General features: G+C 71.4%; 22 protein-coding genes. 13 read left to right on the top strand and 9 right to left on the bottom strand.

The genetic code is table 11. The annotated features are described in order from the left end of the window. Positions 1-130 precede the first annotated feature (130 nt). Both ACZ5C2_RS03855 and ACZ5C2_RS03850 read right to left on the bottom strand, forming a co-directional pair. Entirely contained in the window at positions 131-475 is a 345-nt protein-coding gene (locus tag ACZ5C2_RS03855; protein ID WP_468786210.1) for a small hydrophobic protein, read from the bottom strand. 241 nt (positions 476-716) lie between these two features. Further along, positions 717-2336 carry an MFS transporter gene (locus tag ACZ5C2_RS03850; protein ID WP_468786208.1) on the bottom strand — a complete coding sequence of 540 codons (1620 nt, stop codon included), beginning with the start codon at positions 2334-2336 and terminating at the stop codon, positions 717-719. A gap of 111 nt (positions 2337-2447) precedes the next feature. Here ACZ5C2_RS03850 and ACZ5C2_RS03845 point away from each other — a divergent pair, with 111 nt between their 5' ends. The 3 genes from ACZ5C2_RS03845 to ACZ5C2_RS03835 all read left to right on the top strand — a co-directional run bounded on the left by ACZ5C2_RS03845 (position 2448) and on the right by ACZ5C2_RS03835 (position 5324). Next, positions 2448-3137, top strand: a complete 690-nt coding sequence (locus ACZ5C2_RS03845) for a TetR family transcriptional regulator (RefSeq protein WP_468786206.1) — start codon at positions 2448-2450, stop codon at positions 3135-3137. 54 nt (positions 3138-3191) lie between these two features. Next, complete coding sequence (locus ACZ5C2_RS03840) at positions 3192-4409, top strand: alpha/beta hydrolase (RefSeq protein WP_468786204.1); 1218 nt, start codon at positions 3192-3194, stop codon at positions 4407-4409. A gap of 66 nt (positions 4410-4475) precedes the next feature. Beyond that, positions 4476-5324 carry a DUF4429 domain-containing protein gene (locus ACZ5C2_RS03835; protein ID WP_468786202.1) on the top strand — a complete coding sequence of 283 codons (849 nt, stop codon included), beginning with the start codon at positions 4476-4478 and terminating at the stop codon, positions 5322-5324. A gap of 105 nt (positions 5325-5429) precedes the next feature. On the opposite strand, the gene ACZ5C2_RS03830 is transcribed toward ACZ5C2_RS03835, so the two are convergent. Both ACZ5C2_RS03830 and ACZ5C2_RS03825 read right to left on the bottom strand, forming a co-directional pair. After that, on the bottom strand, positions 5430-6443 hold the full coding sequence (locus ACZ5C2_RS03830; RefSeq protein ID WP_468786690.1) for an aldo/keto reductase: 1014 nt from the start codon (positions 6441-6443) through the stop codon (positions 5430-5432). Continuing rightward, positions 6443-6904 (bottom strand): MerR family transcriptional regulator, encoded by a 462-nt coding sequence (locus ACZ5C2_RS03825; protein WP_468786200.1) that lies wholly within the window; start codon positions 6902-6904, stop codon positions 6443-6445. Before ACZ5C2_RS03825 ends, ACZ5C2_RS03830 begins: the two co-directional genes overlap by 1 nt. Before the next feature lie 95 nt (positions 6905-6999). Here ACZ5C2_RS03825 and ACZ5C2_RS03820 point away from each other — a divergent pair, with 95 nt between their 5' ends. Together ACZ5C2_RS03820 and ACZ5C2_RS03815 are read left to right on the top strand one after the other, a co-directional pair. Continuing rightward, positions 7000-7470 (top strand): GNAT family N-acetyltransferase, encoded by a 471-nt coding sequence (locus tag ACZ5C2_RS03820; RefSeq protein WP_468786198.1) that lies wholly within the window; start codon positions 7000-7002, stop codon positions 7468-7470. 18 nt (positions 7471-7488) lie between these two features. Further along, positions 7489-8310 (top strand): serine hydrolase domain-containing protein, encoded by an 822-nt coding sequence (locus tag ACZ5C2_RS03815; protein WP_468786196.1) that lies wholly within the window; start codon positions 7489-7491, stop codon positions 8308-8310. Between the two features lie 273 nt (positions 8311-8583). Here the strand turns inward: ACZ5C2_RS03815 and pdxR are convergent, their stop codons facing one another. The 3 genes from pdxR to ACZ5C2_RS03800 are packed head-to-tail and all read right to left on the bottom strand — an operon-like array spanning position 8584 to position 11433. Continuing rightward, a complete protein-coding gene (pdxR, locus tag ACZ5C2_RS03810) occupies positions 8584-10083 on the bottom strand; it encodes a MocR-like pyridoxine biosynthesis transcription factor PdxR (RefSeq protein ID WP_468786194.1) in 1500 nt (499 codons plus the stop codon). A 14-nt stretch (positions 10084-10097) separates the two neighbouring features. Then, positions 10098-10826 carry a B3/B4 domain-containing protein gene (locus ACZ5C2_RS03805; protein WP_468786192.1) on the bottom strand — a complete coding sequence of 243 codons (729 nt, stop codon included), beginning with the start codon at positions 10824-10826 and terminating at the stop codon, positions 10098-10100. Position 10827: 1 nt separating this feature from the next. Then, the gene (locus ACZ5C2_RS03800; RefSeq protein ID WP_468786190.1) at positions 10828-11433 is read right to left on the bottom strand and encodes a LysE family translocator; all 606 of its coding nucleotides are present in this window, start codon (positions 11431-11433) and stop codon (positions 10828-10830) included. A gap of 656 nt (positions 11434-12089) precedes the next feature. Here ACZ5C2_RS03800 and ACZ5C2_RS03795 point away from each other — a divergent pair. Next, positions 12090-13664: a S8 family peptidase gene (locus ACZ5C2_RS03795; RefSeq protein ID WP_468786188.1), complete on the top strand. Its 1575-nt coding sequence runs from the start codon at positions 12090-12092 to the stop codon at positions 13662-13664. 225 nt (positions 13665-13889) lie between these two features. Further along, positions 13890-15929 (top strand): NACHT domain-containing protein, encoded by a 2040-nt coding sequence (locus tag ACZ5C2_RS03790; RefSeq protein WP_468786186.1) that lies wholly within the window; start codon positions 13890-13892, stop codon positions 15927-15929. Positions 15930-15961: 32 nt separating this feature from the next. Here ACZ5C2_RS03790 and ACZ5C2_RS03785 read toward each other — a convergent pair whose 3' ends face one another. Then, a complete protein-coding gene (locus ACZ5C2_RS03785) occupies positions 15962-16621 on the bottom strand; it encodes a pirin family protein (RefSeq protein WP_468786184.1) in 660 nt (219 codons plus the stop codon). Between the two features lie 62 nt (positions 16622-16683). Between ACZ5C2_RS03785 and fasR the strand changes: the two genes are divergently transcribed. The 5 genes from fasR (at position 16684) to fabF (ending at position 21660) form a co-directional block, all read left to right on the top strand. Next, positions 16684-17889: a fatty acid biosynthesis transcriptional regulator FasR gene (fasR, locus tag ACZ5C2_RS03780; RefSeq protein ID WP_468786182.1), complete on the top strand. Its 1206-nt coding sequence runs from the start codon at positions 16684-16686 to the stop codon at positions 17887-17889. 89 nt (positions 17890-17978) lie between these two features. Beyond that, positions 17979-18893 carry an ACP S-malonyltransferase gene (locus ACZ5C2_RS03775; protein ID WP_468786180.1) on the top strand — a complete coding sequence of 305 codons (915 nt, stop codon included), beginning with the start codon at positions 17979-17981 and terminating at the stop codon, positions 18891-18893. Positions 18894-18915: 22 nt separating this feature from the next. Continuing rightward, positions 18916-19947 (top strand): beta-ketoacyl-ACP synthase 3, encoded by a 1032-nt coding sequence (locus tag ACZ5C2_RS03770; protein WP_468786178.1) that lies wholly within the window; start codon positions 18916-18918, stop codon positions 19945-19947. Positions 19948-20027: 80 nt separating this feature from the next. After that, positions 20028-20276, top strand: coding sequence for an acyl carrier protein (locus ACZ5C2_RS03765; RefSeq protein ID WP_004988657.1), 249 nt, complete (start codon positions 20028-20030; stop codon positions 20274-20276). 112 nt (positions 20277-20388) lie between these two features. Continuing rightward, a complete protein-coding gene (gene fabF / locus ACZ5C2_RS03760) occupies positions 20389-21660 on the top strand; it encodes a beta-ketoacyl-ACP synthase II (RefSeq protein WP_468786176.1) in 1272 nt (423 codons plus the stop codon). A 224-nt stretch (positions 21661-21884) separates the two neighbouring features. On the opposite strand, the gene ACZ5C2_RS03755 is transcribed toward fabF, so the two are convergent. Continuing rightward, complete coding sequence (locus ACZ5C2_RS03755) at positions 21885-22379, bottom strand: DUF3145 domain-containing protein (protein WP_468786174.1); 495 nt, start codon at positions 22377-22379, stop codon at positions 21885-21887. Positions 22380-22637: 258 nt separating this feature from the next. Between ACZ5C2_RS03755 and ACZ5C2_RS03750 the strand changes: the two genes are divergently transcribed. Beyond that, a complete protein-coding gene (locus ACZ5C2_RS03750; RefSeq protein ID WP_468786172.1) occupies positions 22638-23549 on the top strand; it encodes an SGNH/GDSL hydrolase family protein in 912 nt (303 codons plus the stop codon). Positions 23550-23561: the final 12 nt, after the last annotated feature.

Below are 23561 nucleotides of genomic sequence, written 5' to 3'. Positions count from 1 at the left end.
GTGGTCTTTTGGGTCTGCCGGTGGGCGAGTGCGAGTGGTTCGCCTTTGTTGCTCCCCCTCCACTGGGGGAACGCACACCCCCCCCCCCCCCCCCCCCCCCTCCCCCCCCCCCCACCCCTGTGACTCCGGGTCAGAACATGCCGTAACCCGGCGTTGTCGCTCCGGCCAGGAAAATGATGGCCAGGAGCGTGTCGATGGCACCCAGGACCACGGCGACCAGGGCCGGCACCGGGCGGGAGCCCGCCCAGCTACGGCCCATCGCGAGCCATCCGCAGACGATCGCCACCGGGCCGAGGACGATCCCCAGCACGAAGAACCCGGCGACCGCGCAGATGAGTCCGATGATCCCGAGCGTCGCGCGGTCCGGCCCTCCCCCAGCCTCGAACACGCTCGCCCGGGGGGACCCCCATCGTGACCCCGTCCGGCCACGTGTGCGGGGGTGCCTGCGCGTTCCGTGTCCGAAGCTCGCCATCATCAACTCCCTGAAGGGTTCGTTGAGATGGCGGGTACCCCCGCTTCCGTGGTGAATTCACCCCCCGCACATGGCGGGTGGGGCCGCCGCCCGCGCGCTGCCCCCCTCCGGCAGCACGCGACGGCCGGCCCTCCTCCTGCCCTGCGGAGGGATCGACCCACCGTGGCCCGCGGTGCCGGCCTCCGGGGAGAGATCACCGCGTCGGTTCACCCTGATGAGTGAAACCGGATCATAGGACGGCCCGTCAGATGTGGCCCACACCCGCGCCGGCCTCCGCGTTCGCACCGCGCTTGGTGAGGAACGCGACCAGGACCGCCACCGCGGCCACTCCGGCGGCGACCAGGGACGCCAGGCTCATGCCGGAGATGAAGGTGTCGTGCGCCACGTCGGTGATCTTCGCGGCGATCTGTGCCGGAGTGCCCTCGGGCACCGGGGCGATGCCCTGCTGGACGAGCTCCGCGCTCTGTTCCGACTGGGCCGGGGTGAGCTGCGGGAGCCCCGCCTCCGCCCAGTTGCCCGCGAGGTCCCTGTCGACCTTGGAGGCCATCACCGCGCCGAGCACGGCCGTACCGAGGCTGCCGCCGATCTGCATGGCGGCCTGCTGGAGACCACCGGCGACGCCGGACAGCTCCAGTGGGGCGTTGCCCACGATGACCTCGGTGGCGCCCACCATGACCGGGGCGAGGCCGAGACCGAGCAGGGCGAACCAGAGCGACATCACGCCGCTGCCGGTGTCGGTCTCCAGCGTCGACATGCCGTACATGGCCAGCGCCGTGCAGGCCATACCGAACGCCAGCGGAATGCGCGGTCCGACCTTGGTGATCATCACTCCGGCCAGCGGGGATCCGACGATCATCATGCCGGTGAGCGGCAGCAGGTGCAGACCGGCGTCGATTGGGCTCATGCCGTGCACGTTCTGCAGATAGAAGGTGACGAAGAACAGGCCGCCCATGAAGGCGATGGCCATCAGGACCATCAGCACGACACCCGCGGACAGCGGAACGGAACGGAACAGCGCCAGCGGGATCAGCGGCTCCCTGACCTTCGTCTCCCAGAAGGCGAAGAGCCCGAAGCCGGCCACCGAGGCAGCGATGAACGACCAGGTCTGCGCATCGCCCCAGCCCCACTCGGGGGCCTTGATCAGCGCCCAGACGAGGCAGAACATCGCGGCGGACAGCAGGGCTATGCCGAGCAGGTCGAACGAGCGCGGCGCCTTCTCCGCGCGGTGGTCCAGGAGGATCCACGCGCCGAGCACGACGGCGAGGATGCCGACCGGCACGTTGATGAAGAACACCGACTGCCAGTTCACGTGCTCGACGAGGACACCGCCGAGGATCGGGCCGCCCGCGGTGGAGGCACCGATGACCATGCCCCAGATGCCGATCGCCATGTTGAGCTTCTCGGCCGGGAACGTGGCCCGCAGCAGGCCGAGCGCCGCCGGCATCAGCAGGGCACCGAACAGACCCTGGAAGACACGGAAGACGACGACCATCGTGATGCCGTTGGACAGTCCGATGGCGGCCGACGCGACGGCGAAGCCCGCCACGCCGATGAGGAACGTCTGCCGGTGGCCGAACCGGTCGCCGAGCTTGCCCGCGGTGATCAGGGAGACCGCGAGGGCGAGGAAGTAGGCGTTGGTGATCCACTGGAGATCGGACCAGGTGGCCCCCAGGTCCTTGCCGATGGCCGGGTTCGCGATGGCCACGATGGTGCCGTCCAGGGCCACCATCATGACCCCCACGGCGACGGTCACGAGTGTGAACCAGGGGTGCCCGCGCAACCCCTTGCCCGGTGTCGCGCCCGACGGGGCGACCGGAGGCCCGTCCCCCGGCTCCGCCTTGTCGATGGTGGTCTGACTAGTCATGCGTTCGAGGCTAATGTCAGCCGCTGACAGTTGACAAACTGATTCACCGGTCGGTCACTGACACGACGCTCGGTTATAGCCTGAACTGGGGAAACAGTTCAAGGAGGAGCAATGGAGACGGTCGGGACCGCCGTGGACGCGCTGCCGCGGCCGGGTCTGCGGGAGCGCAAGAAGCAGCGCACCAGGGACGCGCTGGTCCGGGCCGCGCTGGAGCTGATCGCCTCGCGCGGGTACGAGGGGACGACCGTCGACGACATCGCCGCGGCCGTCGACGTCTCGCAGCGCACCTTCTTCCGCTACTTCGCCAGCAAGGAGGAGGTGGCGTTCTTCGTCCCGCGGCTCGCGGAGTCGCACGTCCTGGAGGCCGTGCGCGAGCGCCCGCCGGGCGAGACGCCGCTGGAGGTGCTGCGCCGGGCCGTGCTGGACAGCTGGGACACCATCCACGAGGCCGTGGAGCAGCTGGTCCCGCTGGAACTGCACCTGCGGGTCTACCGGGTGATCGAGTCCACACCCGCCCTGCTCGCCGCCCATCTGCGGCGCGCCACGGAGCTGGAGGAGGAGCTGGCCCGCGTCATCGCCGAGCGCGAGGGGCTCGACGTGGACGACGACCCCCGGCCGAGGATCCTGGTGGCCGCGTTCGGCGGGGTGGTCCGCGTGGCGGAGCGGCGCTGGTCCGCCGGTGACGACTTCAGCGTCGCGGCCATGCGGGACCTGATGACGAGCTGCCTCGACCATGTGGGCCCGGCCCTCGCGGGAAACTGGCGTACGGACCGATCCCCGAACCGCCGCACCGAAACGTGATACCGGTCACTTGGCTCACGCGAGACACTCCCGTTCTCCTAGTGTGTCCTTTCAGTGACTTCCTTCGACACCTCCCCGCAGCTGAACGTCTGGCGCGCGTTGCTCGCGCTCACCGTCGTTTTCGTGATGCTGGCGACCAGCGGATGGACGGCGCTGCGCCACCAGCGTCACCCCGCTCCCCTGCAGGCGTCGGTCAGCGCCTGGGAACACGGCCGCATGGCGGGCCACCGGCTCCCGGACCCGCGGTCGGCGCCCGCGCGGCTGGCCCGGTTCTTCGCCACCCTCACCGAGGGACAGCGTGCGCATCTGGCCCACCGTTACCCGCTGGCGGTCGGCAACATGAACGGCGCACCCCTCGAGCTGCGCTACCGCGCCAACCGCATCGCGCTGGCACAGGCCCTCGAGGTCGAGTCGGAGCGCGTGCACGACGACCGTCTCACCGCGTCGGGCCAGCGGCACGCCGCCCTCAGGATGGAACGCTTCGGGGCGCTGATGCGCCCGGGCCGGCACATCCTCGCCTTCGACCCGGCGGGCTCCGGCCGGGTCGCGGAGGTCTTCGGTGATCTGCCGGGGGCCGAGCGGGTCTCGGTCGTCGTCCCCGGTGCCGACACCGACCTGCTGACCTTTCAGCGTGCCGACCGCAAGTACTCGGCCCCCGCCGGCATGGCCGAGTCCCTGTACGCGGCGGAGCGCCACGCCGACCCCACGACCCCTACGGCCGTGATCGCCTGGGCCGACTACACCGCCCCCAGCGGGCTCGGTATGGACGCGGCCATGGCGATGCGCGCCCGGGACGGCGCCGAGCGGCTGGAGGCGATGCTGCGCGGACTGCCGGGGAGGTCACCGGTCTCGCTGTTCTGCCACAGCTACGGCTCCGTGGTGTGCGGGATCGCCGCGCACACCCTGCCGGAGCGGGTGGCGGACATCGCGGTGGCCGGCAGCCCCGGCATGCGGGTCGAGAAGGCCTCCCAGCTGGACACCACCGCGCGGGTGTGGGCGATGCGGGACGCCGACGACTGGATCCAGGACGTGCCGTACCTGGAGCTGGGCGGCCTGGGACACGGGGCCGACCCGGTGGCCGACGGGTTCGGGGCGCGAGTGCTGTCGGCACGGCAGGCGAAGGGCCACGCCGGGTACTTCGTGCCGGGCACGGACAGTGTGCGGAACTTCGCCGAGATCGGTGTTGGCGCATACCGAGCGGTCTCCTGCGCGCACGAGGGCGACGTCTGCCGGGCGGGTTTGTCCGGTACGACCCCTACCGGACGCGCGTAGCGGCGGAGATACTGCGGTATGCCTGGGGAGGGGACGGAGAAGCTCGTGCCGCATACGATGAGCCGCATGGGTGACGTACTGGCCGGAATGCATGCCGCCTGGGAGTTCGAGTCCGACTCCGTGCTCATCCGTTACGAACGGGGGATCCGAACGCCCAAGCTCTTCCAGGCACTCGGGGAGCGGCGGGTGCCGCTGGAGGCGATCGAGGGGGTGACCCTCACGCCGGGCAGGCGCGGGACCGTGGTCCTGCGTGCGGAGCTCCGGCCCGGTGCGGATCCCCTTCTGGAGGCGGCCGCCGGGCAGTTGAAGGAGAGCAGCGACCCCTACCGGCTGGTGCTGCCCGCCGAACGTGAGACGCTCGCCGAGTACTACGCCGACGAACTGCGCGCGCGGCTCACCGAGTCGGGACCCGCGGAGCGCCATCTGGTGGCCGCCCCCGAGGCGCCGCTGCAGTTCAAGGCGTACGACGGGAAGGCGACCTTCGACGGTACGGCGGTGTCCTTCCGGTGGTTCTGGACGGGCGCGTCGTCGGCGAAGTGGAAGGCCGGGGACCAGCGGTTCCCGATCGGTGAGCTGTGCGGGGTGGAGTGGCGCTCGCCCGAGGTGTTCGAGGGGCATCTGCGGCTGGTGCGGCGGGACGCGGGGGCTCCGCCGGCGCAGGCCGACCAGGATCCGGGCGCGGTGGTGTTCGGGCTGGGATACGGGCCGGTGCACGAGTCACTGCCGTTCGCGGGGGCGGTGCTGGCGGCGGTGCGGAGTTGCACTCCGGTGCCGGCGCTGTCCACGACGCGTGCGCGCCGTGACCCCGCGGACATCGCCGAGCGGATCCGGCACTTGGGAGAACTCCATCAGGCCGGGCTGGTGACCGATGAGGAGTTCTCCTCCAAGAAGGCGGAGTTGCTCTCGGAGCTTTGACCTCCGGCGGGGAGGCCGGGTTCGGACCGGGGGCTCTTCGTGGCTGGTCGCGCCCACGCGGCGGAGCCGCACGTCGATACGGCCCCCGCGCTCCTGGGTGCTGATCTACTCCCTTCCCGCGGAAGTGAACGCCATGTCCGCGTAGCGGGTGCCCGCCACCTTCGCGGCGATCGGGTCCAAGAGGGTCAGTTCCTCTGCCGTCAGAGTGATGCGCGTCGCCGCCGTGTTCTCCTCCACCCGGGCCGGCTTACGGGTGCCCGGGATGGGGACGACAGGGAGGCGGTGGATCTCCGACTGCTGGTGGACCCAGGCCAGGGCGATCTGGCCGAGGGAGGCGTCGTGGGCCTGGGCGACGGTGCGGACCGGTTCCAGCAGCGCCGCGTTGGCCGCGGCGTTGTCGCCGGTGAAGCGGGGCATCCGGCGGCGGACGTCGTCGGCGGTGAGATCCTGGCCTGCGTCGGCGAAGGAGCCGGTCAGGAAGCCACGGCCGAGCGGCGAGTACGGGACCAGGGTCACGCCCAGCTCGCGTGCCGCCGGTACCACCCTGTCCTCGATGTCCCGACTGAACAGCGACCACTCCGACTGCACGGCCGCGATCGGGTGCACGCCGTGCGCGGCGCGCAGTTCGCCGGCGGTGACCTCGCTCAGGCCGAGCTGCTTGACCTTGCCCGCGCGCACCAGCTCGGCCATGACGCCGACGGTCTCCTCGATCGGCACGTTCACATCGCGCCGGTGCATGTAGTAGAGGTCGATCACGTCGGTGTCCAGGCGCCGCAGGCTCGCCTCGACGGCCTGGCGGATGTAGGGCGCGTCGTTGCGGATGATCCGCCGGTCGGGGTCGTCCGGCGGGATCGCCAGGGCGAACTTGGTGGCGACGACCACCTCGTCCCGGTGCGCCCTGAAGAACGGGGCGAGGAAGCGCTCGTTGGCGCCGTCCCCGTACGCGTCGGCCGTGTCGTACAGCGTGACGCCCCGTTCCAGGGCCCGCTCCAGGGTCGCCCGGGAGGCGTCCGCGTCCGCCGGGCCGTAGGCGAAGCTCATACCCATGCAGCCGAGGCCCTGTACGCCCACCCGGGGACCGCCGCCCAGCGCCGCCGTGCCGATCCTGTCGCCTGCCATCATGCCCTCTCCGACGCCAGGGCCCGCCCCGCGTCCGCATAGAAACTGATCTTCCGGTCGAGCACGGCGAGGGTGCCCTGGAGCTCGGCGATCCGGGACAGCACGTCCTCGCGGGTCTGCTTGAGCAGCTCGAAACGCTCGGTGTAGGTGTCGTCGCCCGAGCGGACCAGTTCCGCGTACCTCACCATGTCCGCGACCGGCATCCCGGTCAGGCGGAGCTTGCCGACGAGGGCGAGCCAGTCGAGGTCGCGGTTGCTGTAGCGCCGCTGACCGGTGTGGGAACGGTCGATGTGCGGCATCAGTCCGATGCGCTCGTACCAGCGCAGCGTGTGTGCGGTCAGCCCGGTGAGGGCGACGACCTCGCTGATCGTGTACCTGTCCTCGCCGTCCGGCCGGCGATTCCCCTGCGGCGGTCCGGCGCACGTGTCGGCGCTGGTACCTGTGCTCTCCGTCACCGTCATGCCCCCACGCTAGAACGTTGGAGTGCGCTCCAAGCAAGCGGCGCAGCGGGGAAATGAGCGGGACATGGGGACCGGTGGCCGATTACCGTACGGGCATGGGTTCAGTACGCCGTGCGACACCCCGGGACGCGCAGGAAGTGCTCCGGCTGCGTCAGGTGATGATCGACGCGATGGCCCGCTCCGACCCGTCCACCGCCTGGCATGCCGAGTCCCTGCCCGTGCTGCGCGCCCGGCTGGCCGAGCCGGACGGGAACTTCGCCGCGTTCGTCGTGGACCACCCGGAGCGGCCGGGTGCGCTGGCGACGCTGGTGGCCGGCACGGTCGATTACCGCATCGGCGGGGCACGCAATCCGTCCGGCCTGGACGGCTCCGTGTTCAGCGTCGCCACCGACCCGGACGCGCGCCGCCGCGGATACGCGCGTGCCTGTGTGCAGGCGCTGCTGGAGTGGTTCCGCGGGCGGGGCGTCCGGCGGGTCCGCCTCACCGCGTCCTCGCAGGCCGAACCGCTGTACGTCTCGCTGGGCTTCCAGCGCCGGTCCGACCCCTTGCTGGAGCTGACGCTCTGAGCGCTTAGGCTCGACGGCATGTCGTTGAAGAGTCTGGCGTTGATCGAGAACTGGCCGGTTCCCACCGCCGCGGCGGGGGTCGTACGGGCGGACGGTACCGTCCTGGGCACCCAGGGGCCGGCCGACCGTCGCTTCCCGCTGGCCTCGGTCACCAAGCCGCTCGCGGCGTACGCGGTGCTGGTGGCGTACGAGGAGGGCGCGATCGAACTGGACGAGGCGGCGGGCCCGGACGGCTCGACCGTGCGGCATCTGCTCGCGCACACCTCGGGGCTGGCCTTCGACGAGCACCGGGTGACCTCGACGCCCGGTGAGCGGCGGCTGTACTCCAACGCCGGGTTCGAACAGCTGGGGGACCATGTCGCGAAGGCGACGGAGATCCCGTTCGGCGAGTATCTGCGGCAGGCGGTGCTGGAGCCGCTGGGGATGGCGGCGACCTCGCTGGAGGGTTCCCCGGCGAGGGACGGCGTCTCCACGGTGGACGACCTGCTGCGGTTCGCCGCCGAGGTGCAGGCGCCGCGCCTGCTGGACCCGCGCACCGTCGCGGCGGCGATGACCGTGCAGTACCCGGGAACCAAGGGCGTCCTGCCGGGCTACGGCCACCAGAATCCCAACGACTGGGGTCTCGGCTTCGAGATCCGCGACGCGAAGTCGCCGCACTGGACGGGCGCGTCGTCGTCGCCGCGCACCTTCGGCCACTTCGGCCAGTCGGGCACGTTCCTGTGGATCGACCCGGACGCGGGCGCGGCGTGCGTGGCCCTGGCCGACCGCGCCTTCGGGCCGTGGGCGGCCGAGGCGTGGCCGCCGTTCACGGACGCGGTGCTGGCGGAACTGCGCGGCTGACCCTCGCGCACCGGCCGGGCGCCGCCGGCGGTCCGGCGGGACGTCCCACGAGAGGCCCGGTACAGCCCCGGCCCGTGCCGCCGGTCCCCGCCCTCGCTGCCACATCCGGCTGCCCCGGTCGGTGGGCCGGGGGAACCGCCGCCCCGTGCTCCGCCACCCCGGCAACGTCCTCGACTTCCGGCACCAGGCGGCGGGCACCGCGATCCGCGGGCCCTGCCGGCGGGCGAGGTCGCGTGTGCGGCCCGAGGCGGCACCGGGCCGCCCTCAGGGAGGTCAGGACAGCTCGCGCAGGGCGCGGCCGATCAGGGCCACTCCTTCCGTGAGGACACCCGGCGGATCCGCCGCGTAGCCGAGGACCAGGCCCGGAGGGCCGGGGAGTTGCCGGTGCCAGGACAGGGGATGGCACTTCACGCCGTGGGCGAGCGCGGCGGCGGCGAGTGCGGTGTCGGGCACGTCCGGCGCGTACGTGACCGTCAGGTGCAGGCCGGCCGCCGCGCCGTGGACGACCGCGCCCGGCAGGTGTGCGTCGATGGCGGCGATCATCGCGTCGCGGCGGCGGATGTGCCGGCCGCGTTGCAGCCGCAAGTGGCGCTCCAGTTGCCCCGACTCCATCAGGTGGGCGAGGACCAGTTGGGGCAGCACGGCGTTGCCGAGGTCCGCGAGGCGTTTCGCGTCGGTCAGCCCGTCCAGGTGGTGGGGTGGCGGGACCAGCCAGCCGATCCGCAGTGCGGGGGCGAGCAGTTTGGACACGCTGCCCATGTAGCACAGCCGGTCGGCGAGCATCGAGCGCAGGGCGGGCACGGGCGGCCGGTCGTAGCGGTGCTCCGCGTCGTAGTCGTCCTCCACGATCAGCCCGCCGTCCGCGGCCCAGCGCAACAGTTCGCGGCGGCGCCCACCGCTCGTTACGACACCGGTGGGGAACTGGTGGGCGGGGGTGAGCAGTACGGCGTCGGCGCCGGTGGCACGCAGCGCGTGGACGCGCAGGCCCTGGCCGTCGACCGGCACCGGCGGCGTCGCCAGTCCTCCGTGCCGCAGGTGCTGGCGGGTGCCGAGCGAGCCGGGGTCCTCCACCGCGACACCGGTGATGCCGTCCGCCCTCAGCACGGGGTGCAGCAGGCTGAGCGCCTGCGCGGTGCCGGAGACGATCAGGATGCCGTCCGGCCCGACCCGGACGCCGCGGTTGCGCGCCAGCCAGGCGGCGACGGCACGGCGCAGCGGTGGGGCACCACGAGGGTCTCCGTACCCGAGGTCCGCGGCGGGCAGTTCGGCGAGCACGGATCGTTCGGCGCGCAGCCAGGCCGCACGGGGGAACGCGGGCAGGTCGGGCCGGCCGGGGGTGAGGTCGATGCGGGCGTCGGCGGCGCGCAGCGCGTCGAAGACGTCGGCGCCGGGTTCGCCGGTGAAGGGGGAGTGCGCTGCGGCTCGACCGGCACGGGGCGGCTGGTGGGCCGGGGGCGCGGCGACGACCACCGTGCCGCCGCGCCGGCGCCCTTCGACGTGGCCGTCCTCGGCGAGCCGCCGGTACGCCTCGGTGACGACGCCCCGGGAGACGCGCAGTTCGGCGGCGAGCACCCGGGTGGCCGGCAGTCTGCTGCCCACGGTCAGCCGGCGGTCGGTGATCGCTTGCCGGAGCCGCTGTGCCAGCCAGTCCGCCTTGCCGCCCGCGGGCGCGTCGCCGGACCGCAGCTGCAGGAAGTCGGAGCCGGACGCCGAAGGGGCGTCGTCCGCCGCCGTACCGCTCGTCACTCCGTCCCTCTCGCTCACCGCACCCATGGTGCCACGCACCGCTACGGCGCCCGAGTGCCGGTCAGCGGCCCGTCGTCGAGCGTGCACTCCCGCGAGGAGGAGGTGAGAAGGGCCGTCACGGGGGCAGTCGGCCAGTGCGCGGTGAGTTCCCGGGCGATCGTGCTCAGCGCCTCCGCGACGGTGTCCGTACCGCCGTCGTGAACGGCTTCCACCATCACGAGGATGCGGCGGGTGTCCTCGCCGACGGCCGAGTGCCCGCTCTGCCGGTGGGTCCAGCGGCGGGCGTGCGCCCGCCCGGCGGAGTCGGCGTACGTCACCTCACCGGGTGCCGGGTGTTCGGTGTCGCCGCCGAAGGTCGTGTACTCCTCGTCGCCGTGGGCGTGGCGCACTTCGAGCAGCGGACCGGTGACGCGGTCGGCGTCGAGCACCGCGACCGGGACCGCGTGCGCGACGGAGACGGCGTTGCACAGGTCGACCACCGGGTGGATGTGCGGCAGCGTCCCCTCCTTGCGCAGCCGCCGCAGCAGGGACTCCGAGGCACAGCGGTACTGGGTCGGCTTCAGACCCATCCGGGCGAAGGCCCGGCGCCAGGCCAGTACTTCGGGGAACCGGCCTTCGGAGGTGCCGGCCAGCCGGGCCCGGGCGCGGGCGGTGTACTCCGCGACGCTCGGGCCGACGTCGGCCGTCCGGTTCACGCCGGTGGCGTGCAGCACGCCCGCGACGAGGCGGGGGTGGTCGGACCAGATGGAGTCGGCGTGCCGGAAACGCATCTCACGCCACCGCCATCCGTGCGCTCAGGCCCACGAAGCAGAGGGCGAACACCCGGCGGACACCCGTGGTGATCCGGGGCCGGGCCGACAGGCGGTCGCGCACGGCCGCGGCGCACATGCCGTACGCGGCGAAGACGACGAACGTCAGGGCCATGAAGACCGCGCCGAGCCGGAGCATGAGGCCCAGGGAGCCGGGCGTGCCGGCGGGCACGAACTGGGGGAGGAACGCGACGAAGAACAACGTCAGTTTCGGGTTCAGTACGTTGATCAGGACTCCGGAGGTGACCACGCGGACCGCCGACCGCGGCTCGGCCTCCGCCTCGACGGACAGCGCGTCACCGTCGCGCAGCGTCGCCCACGCCATGTACAGCAGATAGCCGACACCGAGGTACTTCACCACCCCGTAGGCGACGGCGCTGGTGTGCAGCAGCGCGGCGAGGCCGCTGATCGTCGCCACGAGGTGCGGCACGACGCCGAGGGTGCAGCCGAACGCGGCCACCACACTGGCGCGGCGGCCGTGGGCCAGTCCGGCGGCGAGGGTGTACACCACCCCGGTGCCGGGGGTGACCACCACGACCAGGGTGGTCAGCAGGAACGCGAGACTCAAGGGAACCCTCCGGGAGGTCGACGGTGTTCCCAGCCTGACGCGGTTCTGGTCCGAGGGGCAGAGCCAAAGGGAACCTGCTCGACTGGTCCATAAACCCCCCTGCCGCCGGGCCCGTCTTGAAGGTCGGCTCGACCCGCCCGACGGTGCGTCCTCCACCCACGGTCCAGACGGAGAGGTCGACAGAGACCACTCTGTGTGACGAGACGTCAGGCAATCCGCGCATGGGTCTTCTTGAACCGAACCGGCACGAACGCGACGTGATGTCCTCTCGCACCGCGGTGAGCAGCGGGGCCTGCCGCAGGCCGGTGAACGACAGGTTCCCTCGGGGAGGCCGGCCGAGGGCCTCGACGTGACTCCACGAGATCGCTGTGACAGTGATCTCGTTTACGCAGCGTATCTGTACCGGTTGATGACCTTGTGTCATTTCTGCCGTGTGGCGTCGCGGTTAAGGCCCGGCGGAACCCCTTGTGCAATCCGCGTAGACCGTTCAATCATTCGGCTGGCGACAGGGACATGTGAACGCGGCCACAGTGACCGTGATTGGCATGTACCTGACCATTACCGGTTCCTGTCCGGAGCCCCGGTACAGGCGTTCGCCACGTGCGCCTCACGCAGACGCACATCCCCCACATCCCCCTGTCGAGGAGGACCCTCAGATGGCCCTGACGCGAAACACCAAGCGGAGATCGCTCGCCGGAGTCTGCTCCGTCGCCGCGGCCGCGCTCGCCGGCGGTCTCTTCACCGCGCTTCCCGCGCACGCCGCCGACCCCGCGACCGGGACGATCGCCTACGCGGACGCGCCGAACGCGGTCGCCGACAGCTACATCGTCACCCTCAAGTCGGACACCAAGGCCACCTCCGCCAAGGGCAAGGGCGTCGCCAAGAAGCACGGTGCCGAGGTCGAGCACACCTTCCGTGAGGCCGTCAACGGGTACACCGTCGAGGCCACCGAGGCCGAGGCCGCCAAGCTGGCCGCCGACCCCTCGGTCGCACTGGTCGAGCAGAACCGCACCTTCACCACCCAGGCGACGCAGACCAACCCGCCGTCCTGGGGTCTGGACCGCATCGACCAGACCGCGCTGCCGCTGAGCGGCTCGTACACGTACGACGACACCGCCGGTCAGGGCGTCACCGCGTACATCATCGACACCGGTGTACGCATCTCCCACAGCGACTTCGGCGGCCGCGCCCGCAACGGCTACGACGCCGTGGACGGCGACAACGTCGCCCAGGACGGCAACGGCCACGGCACCCACGTCGCCGGCACGGTGGCGGGCAGCGCCTACGGCGTCGCCAAGAAGGCCTCCATCGTCGGCGTCCGCGTCCTCGACAACAACGGCTCCGGCACCACCGCCGGCGTCATCGAGGGCGTCGACTGGGTCGCCGACAACGCGGTCCTCCCGGCCGTCGCCAACATGTCCCTCGGCGGCGGCGCCAGCGCCACCCTGGACACCGCCGTGCGCAACGCCATCGCCGCCGGCGTCACCTTCGCCGTCGCCGCGGGCAACGAGTCCACCACCGCGACCGGTTCGCCGGCCCGGGTGTCCGAGGCCATCACCGTCGGCGCCACCACCAACACGGACGCCCGCGCCAGCTACTCGAACTACGGCTCGAACCTGGACATCTTCGCCCCGGGCTCGTCCATCACCTCCGCCTGGTACACCGGCGACAGCGCCACCAACACCATCTCCGGCACCTCGATGGCCACCCCGCACGTCGCGGGCGCCGCGGCGCTGTACCTCGCGGACAACCGGTCGGCCACCCCCGCGCAGGTCGCCTCCGCGCTGATCACCAAGTCCGTCTCGGGTGCCGTCACCAACCCGGGCACCGGCTCCCCGAACCGTCTGCTGAACGTCGGCGGCAGCGGCGGCACCACCCCGCCGCCCGGCAAGACCTTCACCAACACCGCGGACTACACGATCAGTGACCGGTCCACCGTCGAGTCCCCGGTCACCGTCACCGGTGTCTCCGGCAACGCCCCCTCGGCCCTCCAGGTGCCGGTGAACATCGTCCACACCTACATAGGTGACCTGACGGTGCAGCTGGTCGCCCCCGACGGCTCGCTCTACACCCTCAAGTCGTCCGGCACCGGCGGCTCGGCGGACAACATCAACACCACCTACACCGTGAACGCCTCCTCGGAGACGGCCAACGGCACGTGGAAGCTCCGTGTCACGGACAACTACTCCGCCGACACCGGCTACATCAACAGCTGGGGCCTGACGTTCTGACGTTGACGTCCTGACCCTCAGCCCTTCTGCCCGCTCCGCCCCGGCACGGTCCCCCGCGCCGGGGCGGAAGCCTGTCCACCGCGGTCACGCGTCGGCCAGACACTCGTCCCGCACCCTGCCCCACCGCTCGGCGCCCGAGCCCTCGAAGGGGGAGCCCACCCGTGACTTCTCCGACACACCTGACACATTGCCAAGTGCCCCTGGTCTCGACACACTTACGGGATCATGAGGGCAACACGGGGGACGCGTCGCGGTTCCATATGGGGTGTCCTGGCGGTCGTCTTCCTGACGGGTGCGGCCAGTCTCTTCGTCTTCCGGGACACCGCGCCGCTGCGCGACAGCCCACTGGCCGACATCCTCGCGACCGCGTTCAGCGCGGCGTCCGTCGGTCTCACCGTGTACGCGCTGGGTTTCACGTTCAGGGCCGAACAACTGGACCGCACGCGCCAGTTGGCCGAGCTGAAGAACCTGGTGGACCGGCGTCTCATAGCCGCTCCGCGCGGCTACTTCCCGGGCTCCGACAATGTGATCCCTGTCGGTTTCAAGGACTCCGCCGACCCCGGGAGCACGGTGTCGGATCCGCTGGGCGACTACTTCACCTCGTCACGGTGCAAGGCCCGCCTGGTCATCCTCGGCGGCCCCGGTTCCGGAAAGACGGTCGCCGCGACCCAGCTGATGGCCCATCTGATGGACGGGTGGCAGGACGGTGATCCGGTGCCCGTACGCATCCCGTTGTCCACCTGGAACACCGAACTCACGCTGACCGACTGGCTTTCCGGTTACCTCAAGGAAAGCGGCCTGGTCCGCTCCAGGGCCGTGGCGCGCCAACTCCTCGGCGACCGGCTCGTCCTGCCCATCCTCGACGGCCTCGACGAGATGGACCCGCCCGACGTAACGCCCGCGAAGACCCGGGCGCTGAAGGCCCTGCAACGGCTCAACCGCGAGTACGACGGCCGGACGGGCCAGGCGTCGCTCGTGGTGGTCTGCCGAACCGACCACTACAACGCCCTCAAATCGAAGGAGAAGCTCGAACACGCCACCGTCGTCACCCTCCAGCCGCTCTCCAGCGACCAACAGCTCGCGTTCCTGGGCAGGTGCGGCCAGGACGAGACCGGGCAGTGGCTGCCCGAATGGCGACGGCTCGCCGAAGCCCTCACCTGGACCGGCACCCCGCGTGGGCTGGCCCGGGTCCTCGACACGCCGTGGCGGATGGCCCTGCTGACCACGGCGTACACCGAGAAACACGACTTCCGCCCGCTGCGCAACCCCGACGCGCTCCTGGCGATGCCGTTGAACGCCGTACCGGCCCATCTGCTCGGCCTGTACACCCACGCCGCCGCGTCGACGCACAATCAGGCTCCGCACGGCGGCCGCCGCCGAGACCCCGCGAAGGTCGAGGAGTGGCTGACGACCCTGGCCAGGCATCTGCGGGACGACCATCGGCCCGATGAGACGGGCGGTGCCCCGCGCCCCCGTGACGAGGTGGTCTCCGACACGGATCTCGTGCTGCACCGGTTGTGGCGGATGGAGCGCGGCACCGGGATGGCGTACGCCGAACTCGTGGTGCTGACCTGGCCGTTCATCGTCTCGATCACCCTGGCCGAGTGGTTCGGCATCACCCCCTGGGAGCGCCTCCCGTACCCGCAGGTCTTCGCCGCCCTCGGCGTGCTGACCCTGATACAGACGGTACTGCCCATGGCGCTGGACAGCACCCGACAGCAGCCCGTTCCACGTCACCTCGACTGGCGGCTGCTGGGAGAGCCGAAGATGATCGGCTGGAATGTGCTGTACGTCATCGGTTGGGTGCTGTTTCTGGTGGACCGGGGCCTCGGTCCGTCACTGTTCGCGTCGATCCTGGTGGCGAACGTCCTGTCGTTCGTGACCTCACAGGCCGTCTGGAGGACGGGCGACCACCCGCGGGCCACCCTGACGGATCCACGCGACCCGCTGCGCGCGGAACTGCGTTATGCGCTCTTCTGGGCGGCCGTCACTGCGCTGTGGGGAGGCTCGGTGATCGCCCTGGGATCGGAGAGTTTCCTCGGCTTCGCCTACGGCGCGGCCCTCTCCGTCCTCCCCGCCTTCATCATCGCGGCGAGGGCCTGGCGTCGCTACCTCCTCTTCAAGTGGGCCGCGGGCCGCCGGCTCCCCGTAGGACTCGGCGGCTTCCTCGATTGGTGCGTCGAAGCCGGCATCATGCGCGTCGAGGGCTTCGCCTATCAGTTCCGCCACCGTGAACTGCAGGAGTGGCTCGCGGCCCGGACCTAGGACGTCACGACCTCGCGCACCACCGGCCCGCGTCACGCGCCGCGCATCTCCCACAGCAGCAATTCCACCGGTCCACCGACCGCGACCGCCTCGACGCCCTTGGCGTCCGTGATCCGGGCCGCGTCGCCCACCCCCAGCCGCTCCCCGTCCAGCCGGACGCCACCGCGCACCACATGGACGTACACATACGCGGCGTCCGGCACCGCCGTCCGCTCCCCCGCCCCCAGCCGGCGGACGTGGAGCATCGCGGCCGCCTCCGGGAGGGCGTACGGGGTGGAGTCGGCTATGCCGTGGACGACCTCGTAGGAGGGCTCTCCCCCGGGCTCCCGCGGGGCCAGCCACATCTGGAGGAAGGTGAGGGGGGCGAGGCCGGCGTTGCGTTCCACGTGGCGGACGCCGGACGCCGCGCTCAGGTGCTGCACGTCCCCGGGGCGGATCACCGTCTCGTGGCCCGTGGAGTCCCGGTGGGTCAGCTCGCCCTCGACCACCCACGTCACGATCTCGGTGTGGCTGTGCGGATGCTCCTCGAAGCCGGCGCCGGGGCCCAGGCGCTCCTCGTTGCAGGCGATCACCGCGCCGAAACGGAGGTTGTCGGGGTCGTAGTGGGGGCCGAAGGAGAAGGCGTGGCGGGTCTCGATTCCGGCCGCCGGATCGCCGCCCTGGTAGCGCTCGTCCGCGCGCCGTACGTCCATCACATGGTCCACCGTAGGCCCTGCGACACGCGCGGCCGTCCCGATAAGGCAGTCTTGTCCCCGTGCCCGAACCCGAAACCAGTACCCCCGCAGCCGCAGCACGCCCCGCCCATCGTCATGCCGCGACGCTGAAGCGGCTGGAGAGGTCGTCCGGCACTCTCGCCGCGCAGGCGATCGCGCGGATGGACGAGACGCTGTCCTGGTACCGGGCCATGCCCCCGGAGAACCGTTCCTGGATCGGCCTGGTGGCCCAGGCGGGCATCGCCGCGTTCACCGAGTGGTTCCGGCGCCCCGACGCCCCGCAGGCCATCTCCACCGATGTGTTCGGCACCGCACCGCGTGAGCTGACCAGGGCGATCACGCTGCGCCAGACCGTGGAGATGGTGCGCACCACCATCGAGGTGATGGAGTCCGCCATCGACGAGGTGGCGGCGCCGGGCGACGAGAGGGTTCTGCGCGAGGCGCTCCTGGTGTATGCCCGGGAGATCGCCTTCGCCACCGCCCAGGTGTACGCGCAGGCCGCCGAGGCACGGGGTGCCTGGGACGCCCGTCTGGAATCCCTCGTCGTGAACGCCGTACTCAGCGGGGAGGCCGACGAGGGGGCCGTGTCGCGGGCCGCCGCGCTGGGGTGGAACTCGCCCGAGCATGTGTGCGTGGTGCTGGGCACGGCGCCCGACGGTGACTCGGAACTGACCGTGGAGGCGATCCGGCGGGCCGCCCGGCACGCCAAGCTCCAGGTGCTGACCGGTGTGCTCGGGGACCGGCTCGTGGTGATCGCGGGCGGCAGCGACAATCCGCTGACCGTCGCCAAGTCGCTGATCGGGCCGTACGCGGCGGGTCCGGTGGTGGCCGGCCCGGTGGTGCCGGACCTGCTGGCCGCGACCCGGTCCGCACAGGCCGCAGCGGCGGGCCTCAAGGCGTGTTCCGCCTGGCAGGACGCGCCGCGTCCGGTGCTGGCGGACGATCTGCTCCCGGAGCGGGCGATCGCCTCGGACCCCTCGGCGCGTGAGCAGTTGGTGGAGGAGATCTACAGACCGCTGGAGGAGGCCGGGGCGGCTCTGCTGGAGACACTCAGCGTGTACCTCGAACAGGCGAGCAGTCTCGAGGGCGCGGCGCGCATGCTGTTCGTGCATCCCAACACCGTCCGTTACCGGCTCCGACGTGTGACGGACGTCACCGGATGGTCACCCTCCGATGTACGCTCTGCGTTCACGCTCCGGATCGCGCTGATCCTGGGGCGTCTGGCTGACGGCGATCTTCAGTCCTAGTCTTTTGTGGAGGCTCCACAAAACCCCCTGCTGTTCTTCGTCCTTGTCCCCACGGGCGGCCGTGCCCGTCCCCAAGAGAGAGTGTGAGAGTGCTCGTACTCGTCGCTCCCGGCCAGGGTGCCCAGACGCCCGGCTTCCTGACAGAATGGCTCGAACTCCCCGGTGCCGCGGACCGCGTCGCCGCGTGGTCCGACGCCATCGGACTCGACCTCGTCCACTACGGCACGAAGGCCGACGCGGACGCGATCCGCGACACGGCCGTCGCCCAGCCGCTGCTGGTCGCGGCCGGGCTGCTGTCCGCCTCCGCGCTCGGGGACGTGACACCCGGTGCCGTCGCCGGTCACAGCGTCGGCGAGATCACCGCCGCCACCCTCGCGGGTGTCCTCGACGACGCCGCCGCGCTCTCCCTCGTCCGCAAGCGGGGTCTGGCCATGGCCGACGCCGCCGCGATCACCGAGACCGGGATGGCGGCGCTGCTCGGCGGGGACCCCGAGGTGACCCTGGCGCACCTGGAGAAGCTGGGCCTGACCCCGGCGAACATCAACGGCGCGGGGCAGGTCGTCGCGGCCGGCACCAGGGAGCAGATCGCCGCGCTGGAGGCGGACAAGCCCGAGGGCGTGCGCAAGGTCGTCGCCCTGAAGGTGGCAGGCGCCTTCCACACCCACCACATGGCCCCCGCGGTCGAGGCGCTGGCGAAGGCCGCCGAGGCCCTGACGCCCGGCGACCCGAAGCTCACCTACGTGTCGAACAGGGACGGCGCGGCGGTCTCCTCCGGTGCCGAGGTGCTGGAGCGCCTGGTCGGCCAGGTCGCCAACCCGGTCCGCTGGGACCTGTGCATGGAGACCTTCAAGGGACTCGACGTCACCGCCCTCCTGGAGGTCTGCCCCGGCGGCACGCTGACCGGCCTCGCCAAGCGCGCGCTGCCCGGCGTCAAGACGCTGGCCCTGAAGACCCCCGCCGACCTCGACGCGGCCCGCGAGCTCGTCGCCGAGCACGCCGCCTGATCGCCTTAAGGAGCCGACCCGCATGGCGAAGATCAAGCCCAGCAAGGGCGCCCCGTACGCGCGCATCCTCGGCGTGGGCGGCTACCGCCCCACCCGGGTCGTGCCGAACGAGGTGATCCTGGAGACGATCGACTCGTCCGACGAGTGGATCCGTTCGCGCTCCGGCATCGAGACCCGGCACTGGGCCTCGCCCGAGGAGACCGTCGCCGCGATGTCGATCGAGGCCTCCGGCAAGGCGATCGCGGACGCCGGGATCGACGCCTCGCGGATCGGCGCCGTGGTCGTGTCGACCGTCTCGCACTTCAGCCAGACCCCGGCCGTCGCCACCGAGATCGCCGACAGGCTGGGCACGGACAAGGCCGCCGCCTTCGACATCTCGGCCGGCTGCGCCGGCTTCGGCTACGGTCTGACCCTGGCCAAGGGCATGATCGTCGAGGGCTCGGCAGAGTACGTACTCGTCATCGGCGTGGAGCGGCTGAGCGACCTGACCGACCTGACCGACCGGGCCACGGCCTTCCTGTTCGGTGACGGCGCGGGCGCCGTGGTCGTCGGCCCGTCCCAGGAGCCGGCGATCGGCCCGACCGTGTGGGGCTCCGAGGGCGACAAGTCGGAGACGATCAAGCAGACCGTGTCGTGGGACAAGTACCGTGTCGGCGACGTCTCCCAGCTGCCGCTCGACAGCGAGGGAAACGTGAAGTTCCCCGCGATCACGCAGGAGGGCCAGGCGGTGTTCCGCTGGGCCGTGTTCGAGATGGCGAAGGTCGCCCAGCAGGCGCTGGACGCGGCCGGGATCAGCCCGGACGACCTGGACGTCTTCATCCCGCACCAGGCCAACGTGCGGATCATCGACTCCATGGTGAAGACCCTGAAACTGCCGGAGCACGTCATGGTCGCCCGTGACATCCGCACCACCGGCAACACCTCGGCCGCCTCGATCCCGCTCGCGATGGAGCGGCTCCTGGCGACCGGCGAGGCGAAGAGCGGCGACACCGCGCTCGTCATCGGCTTCGGGGCGGGTCTCGTCTACGCCGCGACGGTCGTTACCCTCCCCTAGGCACTCCGTGCCGGATCATCGGTCCGGTACGCGAGGAAACACCGTTTCATCCTCTGGAATCACAAAGAAGGAGCGCCATCATGGCCGCCACTCAGGAAGAGATCGTCGCCGGTCTCGCGGAGATCGTGAACGAGATCGCCGGCATCCCGGTTGAGGACGTCCAGCTGGACAAGTCCTTCACCGACGACCTGGACGTCGACTCGCTGTCCATGGTCGAGGTCGTCGTCGCCGCCGAAGAGCGCTTCGACGTCAAGATCCCGGACGACGACGTCAAGAACCTCAAGACGGTCGGCGACGCGACCGAGTACATCCTCAAGCACCAGGCCTGAGCCCTGCCGGGCCTTCCGTCCGTACGGGAGGCCCGGGGGCCGGGAGCCCGGCCCCGCCACCCGGCGGTGGCGCCGTACGAATCCTCGTAGATCCGTTGGAGAAGGAATTCCGATGAGCCCGACCAATCGCACCGTGGTCGTCACCGGTATCGGCGCAACCACACCGCTGGGTGGCGACGCAGCCTCTACCTGGGAGGGCCTGGTCGCCGGACGTTCCGGCGTCAAGCCCCTGGACCAGGAGTGGGCCGCCGACCAGGCAGTCCGTATCGCGGCACCGGTGGCTGTTGAACCCACCGAGGTCATTCCCCGGCCGCAGGCCCGCCGACTGGACCGCTCGGCGCAGTTCGCGCTGGTCGCGGCCAAGGAGGCGTGGGCCGACGCCGGGTTCGAAGCCAAGGCCGGCGAGGACCCGAACGTCGACCCCGACCGGCTGGGCGCGGTCATCGCCTCCGGCATCGGCGGTGTGACGACCCTGCTCGACCAGTACGATGTGCTGAAGGAGAAGGGCGTCCGCCGCGTCTCCCCGCACACCGTCCCCATGCTGATGCCGAACGGCCCGTCCGCGAACGTGGGTCTCGCGGTGGGTGCCCGTGCCGGTGTGCACACCCCGGTCTCGGCGTGCGCGTCGGGTGCCGAGGCCATCGGCTACGCCATCGAGATGATCCGCACCGGCCGCGCCGACGTGGTCGTCGCGGGCGGCACGGAGGCGGCGATCCACCCGCTGCCGATCGCGGCGTTCGGCAACATGATGGCGATGTCGAAGAACAACGACGACCCCGAGGGCGCCTCGCGTCCCTACGACGTCGGCCGGGACGGTTTCGTCCTCGGCGAGGGCGCGGGTGTCGTCGTCCTGGAATCCGCCGAACACGCCGCCGCGCGTGGCGCCCGCGTCTACGCGGAGGCGGTCGGCCAGGGCATCTCGGCCGACGCGCACGACATCGTGCAGCCGGAGCCGGAGGGGCGGGGCATCTCACACGCCCTGCAGAACCTGCTGGACCGCACGGACCTGGATCCGGCGGAGATCGTGCACGTCAACGCGCATGCCACCTCCACGCCGGCGGGTGACATCGCCGAACTGAAGGCGCTGCGGAAGGTGTTCGGGGACGACGCGGACCACTTCGCGGTCTCCGCGACGAAGTCGATGACGGGTCATCTGCTCGGTGGAGCGGGTGGGGTGGAGTCGGTGGCCACCGTGCTGGCGCTCTATCACCGGGTGGCTCCGCCGACGATCAATGTCGAGAACCTTGATCCTGAGGCCGCGGCGAACGCGGATGTGGTGCGGGGTGAGGCGCGGAAGCTGCCCGTGGACGGGCGGATCGCCGCGTTGAACGACTCGTTCGGGTTCGGTGGGCACAACGTGGTGCTGGCGTTCCGGTCCGTGTAGGCGCGGTCGGCTGTGTGGAGGGCTCCCGCCTCGGGTGAGGCGGGGGCCCTTTGCCGTGCGGCGCAGCCTGGGACCTGGAGTTTTCCGCCCCCGCCGCTCTTTCCTGCCCCTTCCCTTCCCGTCCCGTGCTCAGGGGCGCTTTGCCCCTGGGGCCCCACGGGGTGGGGTGGTCGGGTGCGGGTCGTGAGGGTGGGGCGCGCAGTTCCCGCGCCCCTGGGGCGCTTCTAGACCACCTGGTGGAGCCAGCGGACCGGGGCGCCTTCGCCTGCGTGTCTGAAGGGTTCGAGTTCGTCGTCCCAGGGCTTGCCGAGGAGTCTGGCGATCTCTGATTCCAGGTCGGTCTCCTCGGTCCGGGAGCGGACCAGGGCGGCGCGCAGGCGGTCCTCGGGGATGAGGATGTCGCCGTGGATGCCGGTGACGGCGTGGAAGATGCCGAGGTCGGGGGTACAGCTGTAGCGCTCGCCCTCCGCGGTGACGCTGGGCTCGGCGGTGACCTCGAAGCGCAGCATCTGCCAGCCGCGCAGCGCGGAGGCGAGCTGGGAGGCGGTGGCGGGCCGGCCCTGCCAGGAGAACTCCGAGCGCCAGGTGCCGGGGGACGCGGGCTGGCGGATCCAGTCCAGGCTGACGCGCGTGCCGAGCACCCCCGCGACGGCCCACTCGACGTGCGGGCACAGCGCGCGGGGCGCGGAGTGCACGTACAGAACTCCACGAGTCGTCACCGGAACCTCCGGGCTGAGCGGGTCGTCGATCGGGCGGAACGGCCGCGGGCCGCGTTGATGGCGAGGCTACCGTGCGACGGAGCAAGGAGTGTGACGTACCGTCCGTCCTGGTGCCGGGAAACACCCGTCATTCACCCGGCAGGACGCCTGTACGGGTGAGGGGCGTTGCTTTCGTGCGCGTCCTTCGGACGGGCGGGAACTCCCCTGCGTTGTAAGGGTGGGGGACAGACACACCGGCACGGCGCGGGGAGGCGAGGGATGGAGCAGGCGACGCGGAGGAGGGGGCGCGGCCGACGGGCCGTGCTCGCCGTGGTGACGGCCGCCGCGCTCGGCGTGGCGGGCTGTGACGCCGTGGGCGGTGACTCCCCCGCACCGTCCGGCACGGCGGCGAAGGAGGGGCGGCCGTCCCCGAAGCCCACGCCCGTGTGGGACACCGGGCCGGACTCGGTCGCCGCCGTGGGTGACTCGATCACCACGGGCTTCGACGCCTGCGCGGTGCTGACGGACTGCCCCGAGGTGTCATGGGCGACGGGCACCAGCGAGCAGGTCGACAGTCTCGCCGTACGGCTGCTGGGGCGGGCTCGGGCGGCCGAGCGGAGCTGGAACTACGCGGTGACCGGGGCCCGGATGGCGGATCTGCCCGGACAGATGGTGTGGGCGGTGCAGCGCTCCCCGGAGCTGGTGGCGGTGATGGCCGGGGCGAACGACGCCTGCCGGAACACCACGTCGGCGATGACACCGGTGGCCGACTTCCGTGCGGACTTCCGGGAGGCGATGCGCACGCTGCGCGAGGCGCTGCCGAAGACGCAGGTCTATGTGGCGAGTGTGCCGGACCTGAAGCGGCTGTGGTCGCAGGGGCGGACCAGCGCCATGGGCAAGCAGGTGTGGAAGCTGGGCATCTGCCCGACGATGCTGGGCGACCCGGACGCGCTGGACGCGGCGGCGACGCTGCGTCGCGAGACGGTGCACAATCGGGTGGAGGACTACAACGAGGTGCTTCGGGAGGTCTGCGCCGAGGACCGCCGCTGCCGCTTCGACGGGGGCGCCGTGCACGCGTACCGCTTCGGCACGGCGCAGTTGAGCCGCTGGGACTGGTTCCATCCCAGCATCGACGGGCAGGCCAAGCTGGCCGAGATCGCATACCGGACGGTCACGGCGACGAAGCCGTGACTTATTGTTTCA

This window comes from Streptomyces sp. NPDC031365 (assembly GCF_055569765.1).
This window is presented reverse-complemented; position numbering and strand designations above follow the sequence as displayed.

What these genes read in the sequence shown, in the direction of transcription:
- ACZ5C2_RS03845 (WP_468786206.1), top strand. Translation starts at nt 2,448, where the DNA reads ATGGAGACGGTCGGGACCGCCGTGGACGCGCTGCCGCGGCCGGGTCTG.
- ACZ5C2_RS03765 (WP_004988657.1), top strand. Translation starts at nt 20,028, where the DNA reads ATGGCCGCCACTCAGGAAGAGATCGTCGCCGGTCTCGCGGAGATCGTG.
- ACZ5C2_RS03835 (WP_468786202.1), top strand. Translation starts at nt 4,476, where the DNA reads ATGGGTGACGTACTGGCCGGAATGCATGCCGCCTGGGAGTTCGAGTCC.
- ACZ5C2_RS03770 (WP_468786178.1), top strand. Translation starts at nt 18,916, where the DNA reads ATGGCGAAGATCAAGCCCAGCAAGGGCGCCCCGTACGCGCGCATCCTC.
- ACZ5C2_RS03805 (WP_468786192.1), bottom strand. Translation starts at nt 10,826, where the DNA reads ATGCGTTTCCGGCACGCCGACTCCATCTGGTCCGACCACCCCCGCCTC.
- ACZ5C2_RS03785 (WP_468786184.1), bottom strand. Translation starts at nt 16,621, where the DNA reads ATGGACGTACGGCGCGCGGACGAGCGCTACCAGGGCGGCGATCCGGCG.
- ACZ5C2_RS03790 (WP_468786186.1), top strand. Translation starts at nt 13,890, where the DNA reads ATGAGGGCAACACGGGGGACGCGTCGCGGTTCCATATGGGGTGTCCTG.
- ACZ5C2_RS03820 (WP_468786198.1), top strand. Translation starts at nt 7,000, where the DNA reads ATGGGTTCAGTACGCCGTGCGACACCCCGGGACGCGCAGGAAGTGCTC.
- fabF (WP_468786176.1), top strand. Translation starts at nt 20,389, where the DNA reads ATGAGCCCGACCAATCGCACCGTGGTCGTCACCGGTATCGGCGCAACC.
- pdxR (WP_468786194.1), bottom strand. Translation starts at nt 10,083, where the DNA reads ATGGGTGCGGTGAGCGAGAGGGACGGAGTGACGAGCGGTACGGCGGCG.
- ACZ5C2_RS03795 (WP_468786188.1), top strand. Translation starts at nt 12,090, where the DNA reads ATGGCCCTGACGCGAAACACCAAGCGGAGATCGCTCGCCGGAGTCTGC.
- ACZ5C2_RS03830 (WP_468786690.1), bottom strand. Translation starts at nt 6,443, where the DNA reads ATGGCAGGCGACAGGATCGGCACGGCGGCGCTGGGCGGCGGTCCCCGG.
- ACZ5C2_RS03825 (WP_468786200.1), bottom strand. Translation starts at nt 6,904, where the DNA reads ATGACGGTGACGGAGAGCACAGGTACCAGCGCCGACACGTGCGCCGGA.
- ACZ5C2_RS03750 (WP_468786172.1), top strand. Translation starts at nt 22,638, where the DNA reads ATGGAGCAGGCGACGCGGAGGAGGGGGCGCGGCCGACGGGCCGTGCTC.
- ACZ5C2_RS03855 (WP_468786210.1), bottom strand. Translation starts at nt 475, where the DNA reads ATGATGGCGAGCTTCGGACACGGAACGCGCAGGCACCCCCGCACACGT.
- ACZ5C2_RS03815 (WP_468786196.1), top strand. Translation starts at nt 7,489, where the DNA reads ATGTCGTTGAAGAGTCTGGCGTTGATCGAGAACTGGCCGGTTCCCACC.
- ACZ5C2_RS03850 (WP_468786208.1), bottom strand. Translation starts at nt 2,336, where the DNA reads ATGACTAGTCAGACCACCATCGACAAGGCGGAGCCGGGGGACGGGCCT.